Source organism: Paenibacillus sp. LHD-38, from assembly GCF_031157315.1.
GTDB lineage: Bacteria > Bacillota > Bacilli > Paenibacillales > Paenibacillaceae > Pristimantibacillus.
Genome location: NZ_JAVIFU010000022.1, coordinates 1 through 15,402, shown reverse-complemented (window position 1 = coordinate 15,402; position 15,402 = coordinate 1). Strand labels below are relative to the sequence as shown.

Genomic DNA, 15,402 nt, shown 5'->3' with positions numbered 1-15,402 from the left:
AAATGATGAGCTCGCGGCTATCCGTATTAATGGCTCTGGACAGTATGGATGCCGGCGGCACGGAAACGCATGTTTTAAGCTTGACCAAAGCTTTGATACGCACCGGGCAAAGGGTGACGCTGCTCTCGGCGGACGGGCTTTTGCGGCCCCAGTTCGAGGAGGCGGGATGCATGGTCTTTCTCTTTGATTTTCATGCATCCCGTGCGGCGCAGGTGGCAAGCTTGCAGGAGATTATGCGATTGCAAGAGGTGGAGTGCGTGCATGTCCACCAGACGCCGTCCGGACTGCTCACGGCAAGCGCGGCCAGCCTGCTGGGTATTCCTACGGTATTCACCGTTCATGGCACCTACTATCCGCAGAGCAGCATAAAGACGCTGATGGGCCTCTCCAAAGAGGTAATCAGTGTGAGTGCGCCTGTCCAAAAATATACGCAGCAGCTAGGCTTTCCCTCGGCGGTTGTGCCGAATGGAATCGATTTGCAGGAGTTTTATCCGTCTAACGGCTCGAGACTCCGCTCCGAGCTTGGCTTGCCTGATGATGCAGTCGTTCTTCTCTACGCAAGCAGGCTGGCATGGGGGAAAGGAACCGCCTGCGATACGCTGCTGCGGGCAATGAAGGATCTTCGCCGTTATGGTTGGAATCGCCTGGAGCTTGTCGTCATCGGAGACGGTCCCAAATATGAAGCGATAAAGGAGCTCTCCGTCTTTATTGAGGAGGAGAGCGGCCAAAGGTTCATCCATGTTCTTGGCAAAAAGGCGCGAATGAACGAGTACTACAATATCGCGGATATCGTCGTCGGCACCGGCAGAGTAGCGCTGGAGGCGATGGCTTGCGGGAAGCCGGTGCTGGCCGTCGGAAACCATGGTTATTTTGGCTGGATCGAGCCGGGCAATTACGAGGAAGCATGGTCGCATTATTTTGGCGACCACGGGTCCTATGCCGCATATTCACGCTATCTTTTTGCGAGCGAGATCGGGCAGGGCTGCCGTGATCTGCCGAGGCTGAAAACCTTGGGCGCAGAAGGGAAACGCTGGGTTGAGCGGAAATTCCATATCGACCCGATCATTCAGCAGGTATTGAATGTGTATCGTGCGGCAATCGAAATCGACAAAACATCATGAAGGGCGGTACGCCATGAAACGGATTTTGTATGTAGGCTGGATCGGTTTTAACAATGTCGGTGACGAGCTGATGTGGCTCTTATTCCGTGACTTGTGCAGATCCTATCTGCCGGATAAAAAATATGACGTGATTCCCTCCATCCCGGGCGTAGATATCCGGAATCCCGGTCCCTACGATACAGTCGTGCTCGGCGGGGGCTCGCTCTTAATTCCGGGTTATATCGATGTGGCATATCAAGCAGCGCTGAAGAAGAAAAAGGTCATCATCTGGGGGAGCGGGCATGATCGTCAAGAGTTCCCCCTGATGGACGCATGCGGTAAGGCTGAGGCTAATTTGGCTTACACGGGCGAGAATTCAGCGACCAATGAAAAGCTTGCGGAGCTGGTGCAGCTATCCGAATACTGCGGTGTCCGGGGCCCGTTATCCTATCAATTTCTGAAAGATTCCGGCGTTTCGATGGCGGATGCCATCATAAGCGGCGATCCGGCTTTTCTTCTTCCGGCACCATCGCCGAGTAACCGATCCAAAGGCAGCCGTACAATCGGCGTCAACTGGGGAACGGCGTATAACCGCATATTCGGCGGCAGTGAGGAAAAGGTGGAGCAGCAATTGGCAGAGGCGCTGCGGCTATTGATCGCGCAGGGCTACCGCGTGAATATCTTCTCGGTTTGGGGGCCGGACAGAGAAGCGTGCAAGCGTCTATACGCGAAGCTGGGGGATCCCCGTAACGTCGAATTGGATCTTGAGCTTTACCATCACGAGGACCTGCTTGAAAAGCTAAAATCCTACGCGCTGACGATTAACTTCAAGCTGCACGCGAGTTATCTTTCAGCTGCTGCAGGCGTTCCTTTTATCAGCCTTGGCTATCGTTTTAAATGCATTGACTTCGGGTTATCGGTTGGTCTGTCCGATTATGTGCTCTCTACGGGGGATCCTCACTTGGAGCAAAGCATACTCGACCGCGTAGGCAAAATTGAAAACGAAGCGAATACGATCCGCGAAAAGTTTTACACGCACCAAATCCGTTATCGCGAGCTGCTGAAAAAACCGTTTTACGAGGAGCTGCTATAAGGATGGAACGGAGCTGCCTAGAGGTGAAGAGCCTGTGGGCGGCTCTTTTTTATGGATTTTTAAGGAAGCGGGTTGACATTGAAAAATAGTTTATGTTATATACAAAGAGGGATTAGCACTCAGAGAGTTTGAGTGCTAATATATAGGGTGATGGTTTAACAAAGCTAGGCCAAGCCATCCTGTCACATATCCATAATGATTTTATAATCGACGAATGGAAAGGGGATCTATCCATGTCCAAACAACAGTTCAAAGCAGAATCGAAAAGATTGCTGGAAATGATGATTAATTCCATTTATACGCAGCGCGAAATCTTCTTGAGAGAGCTGATCTCTAATGCGAGCGACGCTATCGACAAGCTCTATTACAAAGCCTTAACCGATGAGCAGTTGCTGTTCAACAAAGAGGATTATTACGTCAAAGTAGTGGCTGACAAGGCGAACCGGACGCTGACGATTACAGATACAGGTATTGGGATGTCCAAGGAAGAGCTTGAGAATAACCTTGGCGTTATCGCGAAGAGCGGTTCCTTTGCTTTCAAGAATGAAAACGAGCTGAAGGACGGCCATAATATTATCGGTCAGTTCGGCGTAGGCTTCTACTCCGCATTCATGGTGGCGGATGTCGTTACCGTAACAACGAAGGCTTTCGGCAGCGACGAAGCCTTCAAATGGGAGTCAACGGGAGCGGACGGCTATACGATCGAGCCAGCGGAGAAGGCTTCCGCAGGTACCGAAATCGTGTTGAATATCAAGGAAAACACCGAGGATGACCAATACGATGAATACTTAGAGGAATATCGCCTAAAATCGATTATCAAAAAATATTCCGATTTTATCCGTTATCCGATCAAGATGGACGTGAAAGGCCAACGTCCGAAGCAGGACAGTGAGAACGAGTTCGAGGAATACCAGGAAGAGCAAACCGTCAACAGCATGGTGCCGATCTGGCGAAAAAACAAAAACGAGCTTACGCAGGAAGATTACGATCAATTTTATTTCGAGAAGCGTTATGGCTTTGATAAACCGATCAAGCACCTGCATATTAGCGCTGACGGGGCCGTCGTCTACAATGCAATCTTGTATATTCCGGAAAATACGCCGTTCGACTACTACACGAAGGAATACGAGAAAGGGCTTGAGCTTTATTCGAATGGCGTGCTTATTATGGATAAATGCTCGGACCTGCTCCCGGATTATTTCAGCTTCGTTAAAGGGATGGTTGATTCCGAGGATCTGTCGCTCAATATCTCGCGTGAGATGCTGCAGCATGACCGCCAGCTGAAGCTGATCGCCAAAAACATCAACAGCAAAATTAAAAGCGCGCTGCTTGGCATCCTTAAGGATGACCGCGAGAAATACGAGACCTTCTACAAAAGCTTCGGAAGACAGCTGAAGTTCGGCGTATACAACGACTATGGCATGAATAAAGAAGTGCTGCAGGATCTGCTGCTGTTCCACTCCTCCAAAGAGAAGAAGCTTGTTACGCTTGATGAGTACGTGTCAAGAATGAGCGAGGACCAGAAGTATATCTATTACGCTTCCGGCGAGTCGATCGAGAGAATCGAGAGATTGCCGCAAACAGAGATGGTTTCCGACAAAGGCTACGAAATCCTTTATTTCACGGACGATATCGATGAATTCGCGATCAAGGTTGTCGCTAAGTACAAAGATAAGGAATTCAAGTCGGTATCCAGCGGGGATCTTGGCATCGAAGCTGACGAGAAGGATAAGGAAACGGCGGAGGAGCAGGAGCAGCATAAGGAGCTCTTTGAGCAAATGAAAGAAATCCTGCAGGATAAGGTAAAGGCCGTCAAAGCGTCAAAACGTCTTAAATCGCATCCCGTGTGCTTGTCGACCGAGGGTGAGGTTACGATCGAAATGGAAAAAATATTGAAGGCAATGCCGAACAGCCAAGACGTGAAGGCGGACAAAGTGCTGGAAATCAACGTGAACCATGAAATTTTCGCAGCATTGAAGGATGCCCATGGCAAAGACCAAGCGAAGCTTAGCCTTTACACGAGCTTGCTCTACAACCAAGCGCTGCTCATCGAGGGCTTGCCGATTCAAGATCCGGTATCGTTCACGAATGACATTTGTAAAGTTATGGTTTAATCCTAGAAATAAGAGCTACGAAAACAACCTGCACGGGTCTATGCCTGTGCAGGTTGTTTTGTTTCTATATCTCCGCGAAACAACAGCCGTTAACGCTTGTAACGCTAAAGTATGATCTGGTTTTTGTTATCATGGTCATAAAGGCTGTAAGTATTTTTACCGCTGCGTTTGGCATGGTAAAGAGCCTGGTCTGCGCATATGTAAAGCCGTTCGGAGTCCTCGGCATGTTCAGGCGCAATCGCAATTCCAATGGAGGCCGTCTAACAGCTGAAGCAAAAACACCTGCGTATTTTGATTCAATTTGTTTTGCAATTCCTGTTCATTGTAAACGATCTCAATAATGCACCTTGGGACAGTCCTTTGATTCCATTCATTCCGCGTTGTAATTTTTCTGATATTGCCGCGGCGTTAATCCGGTCCACTTCTTGAAGGTCGAGCTGAAGTGGCGTTCCTCTTGATAGCCTACCAGCTTGGATACGGCGTAAATTTTGTAGCTTTGCCTTAGCAGTTCTTTGGATTGCTCCACGCGGTATTGATGCAGGTAATCTAAGAAGTTAACGCCAAGCTCCTGCTTGAAGAGCGAGCTGAGATAAGAATTGCTGACGAAAGTTTCTTTGGCCGCAAGCTCTAGCGTGAGGTTCGTATTGTACCTTTGCTTAATAAGCTCGATGGTGGCGTGAACCGTGCGATGCAGCGACTTTTGCTTCGACACCGCCTCGACGATGCTTTGCACGATTTTCTGCAGCACGACGGAGCAGTCGTCAAGCGTATCCATATTTGGAATTTGCTCCATCCAGTTAACGAAGCTGTCCTGCCATTCAATAGAAGCAACCTTGCGTTCCTTAGCGAACTTCTGCAGCTCGAGAATCAGACTCGTTGAGCGCAGATGCACCTCGGCCTTACTATAACCGGAGTTGCTTCGGATATGAGACATGCTCGCCTCTATGGCATCGACAGCTTGCTCATACTGCTCGTTTTGCAGCGAAACGAGCAGCTCCTTCTCCATGCGATGCAGAAACGGATCATCCAGAATAGAGGTTTTTGAGGTGTGCGGTTTGTCTGCCCCCGCATAAAAGAAAATGCCGCCCCGTCCTTGATAGAATCGTCCTTCCATCGCTTCAAGCGCTTCCTGATAGCCGATATGGGCAAAATCGACGGAGGCTTGAGCCGAGCTGATCGATATGCTGATGGAAAGCTTTAAATAGGATTCCAGGTTGCACTGGAGCATCTTCATCGCGCTCCCGATCGCATCGAGCGTGGCATGATCCGGATAATTGCCGATCCACAGCATTTCGACTCCGTGGCGGAATACTTCTAGCTTTCCTTCGTATAGAGGCTGAAGCGTCTCTCCCGTAATATTAAGCAGCGCATAGCGAATGAGCTCCAAATCCCGTTTGGAGGCTGCCGCGTTAGGCCCTTTATTCGCATCAATCCGAATGATGCCAACCTGTATCTGCCCGGGCAGGAGTGTCAACTCGACCTCGCTCATGACGTTTGCGCGGTTCTCTAACGGCATTAAAGGCTGCTGGATCCACTGGGACAATATTTGATTTTTCAGCAGATGAATATTACGGTTCCAGCTTTGATTAAGAGCGTTAACCGCTTTATCCTCATTCTCGGAATCCTCGATTTTTTGCTTTAATTCCAAAATAACGCGTACGATATCATGCGGCATGCAGGGCTTCAAGAGATAATCCGATACGCCGAGCTTGATCGCTTCCTTTGCATATTCGAACTCGTCATAGCCGGTAAGCAGCACCGAGCGGAAATCATGGCCGGCGGCTTTGGCCTCTCTAATCAAATCAAGGCCGCTCAGGTGGGGCATGCGGATATCGGTCAGAAGCAAGTCCGGCGGGTTATTATGGATCATTTCCAAAGCCTGACGGCCGTTCTCGGCTTCACCGGCAATCTCTATGCCATAAAGCTTCCAATCTACAAGGGTAAGAATACCTTCCCGAAACGATTGCTCATCCTCCGCAATAATCATTTTAAGCGCCATTTGATGTGCCCCCTTGTTTGATTCGTATTTGGACTCTAGTGCCGAGACCCTCCCGGCTTACAATCTCAAATTCCGCATGCTCATAAAATAAAGCAAGTCTCTCTTTAATATTGGAGAGCGCCATCCCTGAATGCTGTTCGTGCATTTGCAGAGTCTGCATCGGCTCATCGACTGGCGCTAGGTTTAGGCGCTGAACCTGAGACTCAGGCATGCCGGGACCGTTATCCGAGACCTCAAGAATAATAAGCGAATCTTCTTTATAAGCCTTTACGTGAATATGGCCATTGCCGCCTGAAGGCTCAATCGCATGGATAATGGCATTCTCGACGAGGGGCTGAAGGAGCAGCTTCGGCATGCGGAACTGCTGGATGGACGTCTCCAAGTCAATCTCGAAATTGAAACGGGACGTGAAGCGTTTCTTTTGCAAAAACAAATAATTCCGCACCAGCTCCATTTCATGCTCGAGCGCTACCAGGTCATTGCCGCTGTTGAGGCTTAAACGGAATACCTGCGAGAGCGAAACGACCATTTCAGATATTTCCTTATCTCCTTTCTGAACGGCGCTCCAATTAATCATGTTCAAGGTGTTATAGAGGAAATGAGGGTTAATTTGCGATTGCAGCGCCTTAAGCTCCGCTTCCTTCTGCTTCAGCCTCGAGGCATAAACATCATCGATTAATGTCTTAATTCGTCCAACCATCGTATTATACAAATGTCCAAGCCTGCCGATCTCATCGTTGCCGTTGAAGTGGACCCGCTGCGTAAAATCTCCCGTTTGAAGCGCCCTCATCGAAAACATCAGCTTCTTCATCGGATTCGTAATGATGCGGGCGATGACCCAAGAGACGATGATCGTAATCAGTGTTACGACAGCCATAATGGAGAACGTGACAGAGCCGATATGCTTCAGCTCAAGCACCAGCTTGCTGCGATCCTGAATAACGACGGTATGCCAGCCGGTAATATCCGAAATCGAATCGGAGACGATATACTTTTTGTTTTTCTTTAATACGGCCAATCCGCGTTCAGGATGAATCGTCGTCGTATCCTCCTGATTGAAAAAGGGCAGCAGCGTGATGGGCTTGCCGATCCACTGCATATCCGTTGCGGCGAGGACGATGCCCTGATCATTCATAATGAACTGCGCAGCCTCCTCATTGCCATGGTATAAGCTTTTGCTCAGCTTATCCGCATCCATTCCGATGACGAGGAGACCGCTGCGCGCATAGTTGTAATAGTTTTTGTAGGGCTTGATTAAGACGATTTTATGATGGTAGTCACCGGGCAAAATATAATCCGAGGGGTAAAACATATCCCAGATTTGCCCCGAAGGCGTTTTTGCTAATCGTTCATAATAGCGGGTTTTGGTAAAGCCTTCAAAACTGATAGCGCTTGCAATGCCGGTTTGCGTAATGGCAAACGGCTGCCCCGATACATCCTCCTTCGAGGTCGGATAAAGGATGAGCGATTGAATAAATTCACCGGTAACCATGAGCGGCAGCAGATTTTTGAACACCTGATCACGGCGCTGTGGCGTATCCCCGTTTATAACCATGCCTTGAACCGTCGGATTCAAAAACAAATAATTGGAGAAGCTCAATGTGCTCTTGGCAAAATAGTCCAGCTGGTCCTTCGTCTTGATCGCCATATTCAATTGGGATTGGCGAAGCTTATCCACGACCTCTCCGGAGGCGATGAAATACGAATATAAACCGGTAATGCCTACGGTAACAATGAGGAGGGGAATCACTAAGGTAAGTAATTTTCGCTGCAGCGTAATATGTCGAAATGGAGGAAAAAGAGCCCTCATGCCAATCCCCTTTTGCCATTCAAATTTGTGCTTTCAGTATACCAAGAATTAAATCCAGGCAGGGGGTTTTTGCCCATGATCCAAAAAATGAGGCATCTATTCTAAATTATGGCTCATATTTTGGCACCTAAGTTACACGTTATAATGGGTGCAGAACAGGGAACGCCTGGTCAACTAAATAAAGGTGGGGTAGCGATGAAAAAGATATGGATCACGCTCGTAGCGATGCTCATGGTCTTCACTGTGGCAGCATGCAGCTCCGGCAATAGCGGTACGAATGAGAACAAGGGCACGGCGAAGAGCCCGAGCAATGAAGCTAAGGAGACGAATGCCGCGAATAAGGGCAAGGACGCCGAGCCGGTTACGCTTAAGTTTTTTACGGCCCTGGCCGATCGCTCTAACGGAGCGGGTAAAATCGAGCAAGCCATCATCGATAGCTATATGGCAGAAAACCCGAATGTGAAGATTGAAGTCGAAGCGCTTCAAGATGAGCCTTATAAAGCTAAAATCAAGGTTTACGCATCGACCGATGCGGTGCCTGACATTATTCAAGCTTGGGGCCAAACCTCCTTCATCAAGCCGCTTATCGATAACAACATGCTGCTGGAGCTGAACGAAGCCGAGTTCGAGAGCAGCAACTTCGTGCCGGGCGCAAAAGATGGATTCTCTCAAGACGGTAAGTTGTACGGCTTGCCGCGCGGTACCGATTTCTTGGTTATCTACTATAACAAGAAGCTGTTTGACGACAATGGCTTGACGGTACCGACAACAACGGCAGAACTGCTTGAGGTGTCGAAGCAGCTAAGAGCAAAGGGCATTAACCCGATTGCAACAAACGCAATGGAAGGCTGGTCGCTGCCGATTTGGTTCGAATATGCGGCACAGCGCCATACAGGCGATTTCAACAAAATGGATGCGGTATTGAAGGGTGAAGGCAAATTCTCTGGCGATGCAGGCTTCCTCTCAGCGGCGCAGGATATTGCGGCTTTGTCAGACAGCAAAGGGCTGGCAGACGGCTTCATGACAGCGGACTACGGCACATCCCGCAACCTGTTCGGTCAAGGCCAAGCGGCAATGTATGTGATGGGCAACTGGGAAGCCGGCCTGGCAACGGACGAGAATTTCCCGGAGGAATTCCGCAATAACGTAGGCGCGATTTCGTATCCAGCCTCCGATAATGGCAAAGCAACAGACGTAGCGGCATGGTATGGCGGCGGATATTCCGTATCCAAAAATTCGAAGCACCCAGAGGAAGCGGTAGCCTTCCTGAAATATTTCTTCGCACCTGAGAACTGGGCGAAGCAGGTTTGGGAAACAGGCTCCGGTACGCCAGCTCAAAAGTTTGATCAATTTTTGACTGGCAACGAGACAGCGCTGCAAAAACAGTTAGTGGATATTTTTAGCGCCATGACATCTTCCAGCGGAACACCGGTCCATGATAATGGAACGGATGAGTTCAAAACAAAGGTGATGGAAGCTCATCAGAAGCTGTTCGGCAAGCAAATTACGCCGGAGCAATTTTTGACGGAGATGGATGCGGCAGTCGCCGTGTTGAAGTAACAGATTAACCTGATAGCTGCGGAGGCAGACGAATCTATTTCGACTGCCTCCCCTTCTACAGAGAGAGAGCGGGGAGAACCATGCACAAACTGATGAGCAATCGAATCACCATTTTTTGGCTAGTCGCACCGGGGTTTATGCTGTTTCTCTTCATGGTTTGTTTTCCGATTTTGATGAGCGCATATTACGGTACGACGAATTGGACGGGAATCGGTGCTTACGAGTTCGTTGGGCTCGAGAATTACATGAACATCTTGTTCCATGACAGCGTTTTTTGGCGGTCTCTGTTAAATGCCCTGATGCTGCTGGCAGCTACGCTTCTGATTCAACATCCGATTGCGCTGCTTTTCGCGATATTCGTTACACATGCAGGAAAGCTTGAGAAATGGTTCCGTGCCGTCTTTTTTATACCGGCTGTGATTTCAATCGTCGTAACATCGAAAATGTGGGTAAGCGTATTTCATCCGAATTTCGGGATGTTAAATAAATTGCTCGAGGGCGCCGGCTTAAGCGCTTGGAAGCAGGATTGGCTTGGCGATTCACATATTGCGATTTGGTGCATTATAGTCGTCGTCATGTGGCAGGGCTTTGGTTATGCGCTGCTTCTCTATTATGCGGGGCTGCAGGGCATACCGAAGGATTTATTTGAAGCGGCCGAGCTCGATGGAGCAGGCAGAGTGAAGCTTTATACGAAAGTCATCATTCCGCTCCTCTCGCCAATGGTCCGGGTAGCGGTCGTCATAGCGGTTACCGCTTGCTTGAAGCAGATGGAAACCGTGTTTCTCATGACGAACGGAGGACCCGCCAATACGACGCAGTTTATAGGGAATTACCTTTACAAAACGGCGTTCTCTTCATCGCTTTACGGCTATGGGAACGCGATTTCCGTTGTGTTCGTTATCATCTGCCTCGTCATAACGATGGCGATGAACAAAGCGTTCAAAAAAGATGTCGGCGAGTTTTAACGGCATCACGAATGAGTCATTTCATGACATGAATTTCTTTAGGAGGCATGCCAGTGGAGGCCCTTGCAGCTAAGACCAACCGGGAGGCAAATAACGGCAAGAAGAAGGATGCCGCGTCGCCTGCTTTAAAGGTCATTCTTCACATCATCCTGTGGGGAGTGGCACTGCTTCAAATTTTCCCGCTTATTTGGCTCATTAATTATTCCTTTCTGAAGAGCGGAGATTTCTTCGGGAGCGGGATTTTGAAATGGCCTAAATCATTTGAATGGAATAACTATGTGAATGCATTCACATACGGGAGCGTTCCGCGCTTTCTTTTGAACAGCGTGTTGATTACGACCGTAACGATTTTGGCAGCCGCCTTTCTGGCTCTGATGCTAAGTTACGCTTTTACGCGGATGGAATGGAAGCTGCGCGGTCCGGCGATGGCCTTTATTATGCTGGGGATGATCGTTCCGATCCACGCGACCTTGCTGCCGAACTTTATTCTGTTCGACAAGCTGAATCTTATCGATAATCCATTATCGTTGATCCTGCCGTACATTGCTTTCTCCTTGCCGATCAGCCTGCTGATCCTATCGGGCTTTCTCGAGACGATTCCGAGGAGCATTGAAGAATCCGCGGTCATGGACGGCTGCTCCGTCTTTGGCGTCATCTTTCGAATCATCATGCCGATTACGAAGCCGGCTATTGCAACGGTATGCATTATGAACTTTATAAGCTGGTGGAATGAATTCATTATGGCGAATACGTTTCTAACTTCTGAAACGTTCAAAACGCTGCCATTCTCCATCATGAAGTTTACGGGGCAATATTCATCCAATTATGGCGCGCAATTTGCCGTAATGACGATGATTGCGCTGCCGACAGTCATCATTTATTTGCTCTTTACCGAGCAAATGTCACGCGGGATTACCGCTGGAGCAGTGAAAGGTTAGGCTAGGCCAGAAAAGGGAGGCGGAGGCAGCGTGCAAACACCTGTTACAGCGAAAACAGCGATAACCATCGCGCGCAGAGAAAAACCGCTATGGCGGCGGTTTTTGTCGCAATGGCAAGTACAGCTCATGATTTTTCCGGCTTTAGTCTTTATTTTGATCTTTAACTACTTCCCGATGTACGGCGTGCTGATGGCGTTTCAGGACTACAGTTTGTTTAAAGGTTTTTTTGGCAGCCCATGGGCGGGGTTCAAGCATTTTGAGATGTTTTTTAACTCGCCTGACTTTATCCGCGTCATTCGGAACACGATCGTCATCAGTCTGTTAAAGCTGGTTATTAACTTTCCGGCACCGATTTTGCTTGCGCTCATGCTGAATGAAGTAAGAAATATGGCTTTCAAAAAAATCATTCAAACGATCAGCTATCTGCCCCATTTCTTATCTTGGGTTATCGTATCGGGATTTACGATTTCCATATTGTCTGTCGATAACGGCAGCCTGAACATCTCGCTGCAGGCGCTCGGACTCATAGACAAACCGATTAATTTCTTATCGCTTCCGGAATATTTCTGGGGAATTATCGTGACAACGAATTTGTGGAAGGAAATCGGATTTGCGACAATCGTCTATTTGGCGGCCATTGCCGGCGTGAACCCGAGCTTATACGAAGCGGCGTCCATTGACGGGGCAAGCAAATTCAAACAGATTTTTTTGATAACGCTTCCTTCGATTACGCCGGTTATCGTTATTTTCCTCATTCTGAATATTGGCAGTCTCTTAAATGCCGGCTTTGATGATTTGCTGCTGCTCGGCAGGAGCGCGATGCTCCGCGATGTAGCAGAGGTTATCGATACGTACGCTTACCGGATCGGGATTATTAATAACCGCTTTTCTTATGCGGCTGCGGTCGGCTTGTTTAAAGCGATCATTAGCGTAGGGCTGCTGACGATGGCCAACTATTTGGCTAGAAGAGCAGGTACGAGCCTATGGTAGAGCAAATCAAGATGACCAATATGCAGAAAAGGGGCGAAGCCTAGTGAAGCTGAGCAGCGGCGATAAAGCATTGCTCACGGTTATTTATTTCCTCCTGGTGCTGCTGGGGCTGGCAACGTTATATCCGTTCTGGAACTCGGCAGTCATCTCCTTTAACGAAGGATTGGATACGGCCAAGGGCGGGATTACGTTATGGCCAAGAGCCTTTACGCTGGACAATTACAGCATTGTGTTCCAAAACGAGCGGATCGTTGACGCTTTTCTTATCTCTGTTTTTCGGACGATTGCAGGTACCGTGATATCGATTTTCTTCACCGCTATTTTCGCCTACGGCTTGTCCGTTAAGGGCGTTATCGGGAAGAAATTTTATATGATCTTTGCGATTATTACGATGTATTTTAGCGGCGGGCTTATTCCATTCTACCTGCTGAACCGCGAGCTGGGCCTGATGGATACGTTCTGGGTCATGGTTATTCCGACAGCGGTAAGCGTATGGAACATGATTATATTCCGCACCTTCTTCATGGGCTTGCCCGATGGACTGGAGGAATCCGCGAAAATTGACGGAGCGAGCACGTTTGGCATCTTTTTCAAAATCGTGCTTCCTTTATCCGGCCCGGTACTCGCTACGCTATCCTTGTTCACCGCGGTCTACCACTGGAATGATTGGTTTACCGCCACGATCTTTATTAACGATGCTAAGCTTTATCCGATTCAGACGTTCCTTCAGCAAATTATGAATTCCAATACGATGAGCGAGCAGCTGTCTATCGCTTCTCAGGGCAGCGGTGCTGCTTCAGATGCATTAAGCCGGATGCAGAGCGTAACGAGCAAGTCGTTAACGATGGCAACGATGATGGTAGCGACGATTCCGATCGTTTTAGTCTATCCGTTCGTTCAACGCTTTTTCGTGAAAGGCGTCCTGATCGGTTCCTTAAAGGAGTAATCTCGGTATTCGACCTTACTGCTTAGGCGAGGGGTTTGAGTATATATATTAAAAATTGGGAGGCGTACGATTATGAAAGGAAAAAAGCTGCTAACCGCGCTTATGGCCGTTGGTCTTGCCGGGACTGTGCTGCTTGCCGGATGCTCGGGCAATAACGGCGGAAACTCTGTTAACGAAGGCAATGCAGTCAATACCGGCTCTAATAAAACGGAGAAGAGCGATGGGTTTGTTTTGGGAGAAACACCGGTATCATTTTCTTATTATGTCCATTATGACTGGTGGACCACAGAACCATGGGGAGTTAATCCTAACAGCAAATGGGTGCAGGATAACCTGAAGGTAACCGTAGAGCCTATCCAATCCGGCGGCGCAGCGGCGCAAAAGCTGAGCACGATGATCGCTTCCAAAGAGCTTCCTGACGCCATTATGATGGATCGCGGGCCAGAAGTAGAACGTTTGAGAGCAGCGGGAGCGCTGGTACCTCTTGATGAATATATCGATAAATATCCGAACCTGAAGAAATGGGCGGGCGAAGAAACCTTGAACATGCTGCGCTCCAGCGACGGCAAAATCTATCAGTTCCCGAACTGGTATACGGCAGCACCGACAGGTAACGGCGGTTGGTTCGTAAATAAGAAAATCTACGCAGAGCTCGGTTCGCCGAAGCTTGAAACAACGGATGATTTGTACGCATACCTGCAGCAGGTTAAAGCGAAATACCCTGATGTTGTGCCTTTAGAGGTGGGCGGCAATGCTTCGGGCGTAGAGGTGATGTTCCCGAGCTTCCAAGAGGGTGCGGCAGGCGCATTCCATGCGATGAAGGCGTATCCAAACGGCAACAAATTCGATACGATCTATAACAATGAAGCTTGGAAAGAAACAATGCTGTATGCAAGCAAGCTGTTTAGAGAAGCCCTAATGACGCAGGATGCCATGACGCAAAAGGATGATCAAGTAAAAGAGAAGCTGGCAACCGGCAGAGTTGCTGTATTTGTTGGCGGCAACGCGACGAACATGGGCCGCGAAGGACATAATGCTTTGAAGGCACAGGATCCAAATGCAGGCTACGAATTTATTTGGCCGGTCGTGAAGTCAGGTCTGGATAAGGATAAGGTTTATCCGAACGGTTATAACGCACTTGGCTGGAACGTTAACGTCATTACAACCAGCGCCAAAAATCCTGAAGCGATCTTTGCTTATCTGGATTGGATGACGGGCGAAGAAGGCACGCGGGTAATGTTCTTTGGTCCGCAAGGCTTGTATTGGGATGATTTCGACGCGGACGGCGCGCCGATCCCGAATGATAAATGGTTCAGCACTCCGCAGGAGGAGAAGGACAAGGATAAGCTGGAAGCCTACGTATGGGCAGGCAACGCTACTTTTGTTGATAAGAGCAAGCAGAAGATCGAGCAAACCTTGCCGGAAGAACAGCGCAACTGGGGGTCTTTGGCACAGCTGAACATTGCTTGGAAAACATCGCAAAACATGACGCAGTATAACAACATCGATCCGGCTCCAGAGACGGATGAAGGCATTATTAATCAGCAGGTAGGCGAGATCGCAAACGAATATTTCGGCAAAATCTTGTTTGCGAAAAGCGACGATGAGGCGCTTAAGCTGATTGAAGAAGCGAAGAAGACAACAACGGATCTTGGCTTCGACAAGGTGAACGAATTCCGTACGGCAAGATGGCAGGAAAATCTGGCCTTGATCAACGGTAACTAAGCTGGTTTTGAAAATAGAAGGGCTGTTCCATGGGGGGATTTAATAAACTGGTACCCATACACTGGACACTTAGAAAAAAGTGTTTAGCGTATGGGTCCTTTTTTGTATACTGGAATGAACAGTTGGGAGCGAGCTTATGAGTAAAAAACACTTCAATAAAAA

The 15,402-nt window shown here is 48.7% G+C and carries 12 protein-coding genes; 9 read left to right on the top strand and 3 right to left on the bottom strand.

The window, feature by feature from the left end; genetic code table 11:
- The first annotated feature begins 2 nt into the window (after positions 1-2).
- The 3 genes from RCO25_RS19030 to htpG all read left to right on the top strand — a co-directional run bounded on the left by RCO25_RS19030 (position 3) and on the right by htpG (position 4,307).
- On the top strand, positions 3-1,121 hold the full coding sequence (locus RCO25_RS19030; RefSeq protein ID WP_308997715.1) for a glycosyltransferase family 4 protein: 1,119 nt from the start codon (positions 3-5) through the stop codon (positions 1,119-1,121).
- A 13-nt stretch (positions 1,122-1,134) separates the two neighbouring features.
- A complete protein-coding gene (locus RCO25_RS19025; RefSeq protein WP_308997714.1) occupies positions 1,135-2,193 on the top strand; it encodes a polysaccharide pyruvyl transferase family protein in 1,059 nt (352 codons plus the stop codon).
- 233 nt (positions 2,194-2,426) lie between these two features.
- On the top strand, positions 2,427-4,307 hold the full coding sequence (gene htpG, locus RCO25_RS19020; protein ID WP_308997713.1) for a molecular chaperone HtpG: 1,881 nt from the start codon (positions 2,427-2,429) through the stop codon (positions 4,305-4,307).
- 104 nt (positions 4,308-4,411) lie between these two features.
- On the opposite strand, the gene RCO25_RS19015 is transcribed toward htpG, so the two are convergent.
- The 3 genes from RCO25_RS19015 to RCO25_RS19005 all read right to left on the bottom strand — a co-directional run bounded on the left by RCO25_RS19015 (position 4,412) and on the right by RCO25_RS19005 (position 8,116).
- The gene (locus tag RCO25_RS19015) at positions 4,412-4,558 is read right to left on the bottom strand and encodes a diguanylate cyclase domain-containing protein (protein ID WP_308997802.1); all 147 of its coding nucleotides are present in this window, start codon (positions 4,556-4,558) and stop codon (positions 4,412-4,414) included.
- Between the two features lie 119 nt (positions 4,559-4,677).
- Positions 4,678-6,306, bottom strand: a complete 1,629-nt coding sequence (locus tag RCO25_RS19010) for a response regulator transcription factor (protein ID WP_308997712.1) — start codon at positions 6,304-6,306, stop codon at positions 4,678-4,680.
- Positions 6,296-8,116, bottom strand: coding sequence for a sensor histidine kinase (locus RCO25_RS19005; RefSeq protein WP_308997711.1), 1,821 nt, complete (start codon positions 8,114-8,116; stop codon positions 6,296-6,298). The genes RCO25_RS19010 and RCO25_RS19005 overlap by 11 nt, the downstream gene beginning before the upstream one ends.
- Positions 8,117-8,311: 195 nt before the next feature.
- On the opposite strand from RCO25_RS19005, the gene RCO25_RS19000 reads away from it, so the two are divergent.
- The 6 genes from RCO25_RS19000 (at position 8,312) to RCO25_RS18975 (ending at position 15,240) form a co-directional block, all read left to right on the top strand.
- Entirely contained in the window at positions 8,312-9,676 is a 1,365-nt protein-coding gene (locus tag RCO25_RS19000; RefSeq protein WP_308997710.1) for an ABC transporter substrate-binding protein, read from the top strand.
- Positions 9,677-9,756: 80 nt separating this feature from the next.
- A complete protein-coding gene (locus RCO25_RS18995) occupies positions 9,757-10,641 on the top strand; it encodes a carbohydrate ABC transporter permease (protein ID WP_308997709.1) in 885 nt (294 codons plus the stop codon).
- Positions 10,642-10,694: 53 nt separating this feature from the next.
- Entirely contained in the window at positions 10,695-11,579 is an 885-nt protein-coding gene (locus tag RCO25_RS18990; protein ID WP_308997708.1) for a carbohydrate ABC transporter permease, read from the top strand.
- Positions 11,580-11,705: 126 nt separating this feature from the next.
- Positions 11,706-12,569, top strand: coding sequence for an ABC transporter permease (locus RCO25_RS18985; RefSeq protein WP_308997801.1), 864 nt, complete (start codon positions 11,706-11,708; stop codon positions 12,567-12,569).
- 43 nt (positions 12,570-12,612) lie between these two features.
- Positions 12,613-13,515, top strand: coding sequence for a carbohydrate ABC transporter permease (locus RCO25_RS18980; protein WP_308997707.1), 903 nt, complete (start codon positions 12,613-12,615; stop codon positions 13,513-13,515).
- 72 nt (positions 13,516-13,587) lie between these two features.
- The gene (locus tag RCO25_RS18975; protein ID WP_308997706.1) at positions 13,588-15,240 is read left to right on the top strand and encodes an extracellular solute-binding protein; all 1,653 of its coding nucleotides are present in this window, start codon (positions 13,588-13,590) and stop codon (positions 15,238-15,240) included.
- Positions 15,241-15,402 lie beyond the last annotated feature (162 nt).

Excerpts from the sequence above, each read along its gene's own strand:
- RCO25_RS19010 (WP_308997712.1), bottom strand. The coding sequence starts at position 6,306 with ATGGCGCTTAAAATGATTATTGCGGAGGATGAGCAATCGTTTCGGGAA.
- RCO25_RS19000 (WP_308997710.1), top strand. The coding sequence starts at position 8,312 with ATGAAAAAGATATGGATCACGCTCGTAGCGATGCTCATGGTCTTCACT.
- RCO25_RS18995 (WP_308997709.1), top strand. The coding sequence starts at position 9,757 with ATGCACAAACTGATGAGCAATCGAATCACCATTTTTTGGCTAGTCGCA.
- RCO25_RS19030 (WP_308997715.1), top strand. The coding sequence starts at position 3 with ATGATGAGCTCGCGGCTATCCGTATTAATGGCTCTGGACAGTATGGAT.
- htpG (WP_308997713.1), top strand. The coding sequence starts at position 2,427 with ATGTCCAAACAACAGTTCAAAGCAGAATCGAAAAGATTGCTGGAAATG.
- RCO25_RS19025 (WP_308997714.1), top strand. The coding sequence starts at position 1,135 with ATGAAACGGATTTTGTATGTAGGCTGGATCGGTTTTAACAATGTCGGT.
- RCO25_RS19005 (WP_308997711.1), bottom strand. The coding sequence starts at position 8,116 with ATGAGGGCTCTTTTTCCTCCATTTCGACATATTACGCTGCAGCGAAAA.
- RCO25_RS18975 (WP_308997706.1), top strand. The coding sequence starts at position 13,588 with ATGAAAGGAAAAAAGCTGCTAACCGCGCTTATGGCCGTTGGTCTTGCC.
- RCO25_RS18985 (WP_308997801.1), top strand. The coding sequence starts at position 11,706 with ATGATTTTTCCGGCTTTAGTCTTTATTTTGATCTTTAACTACTTCCCG.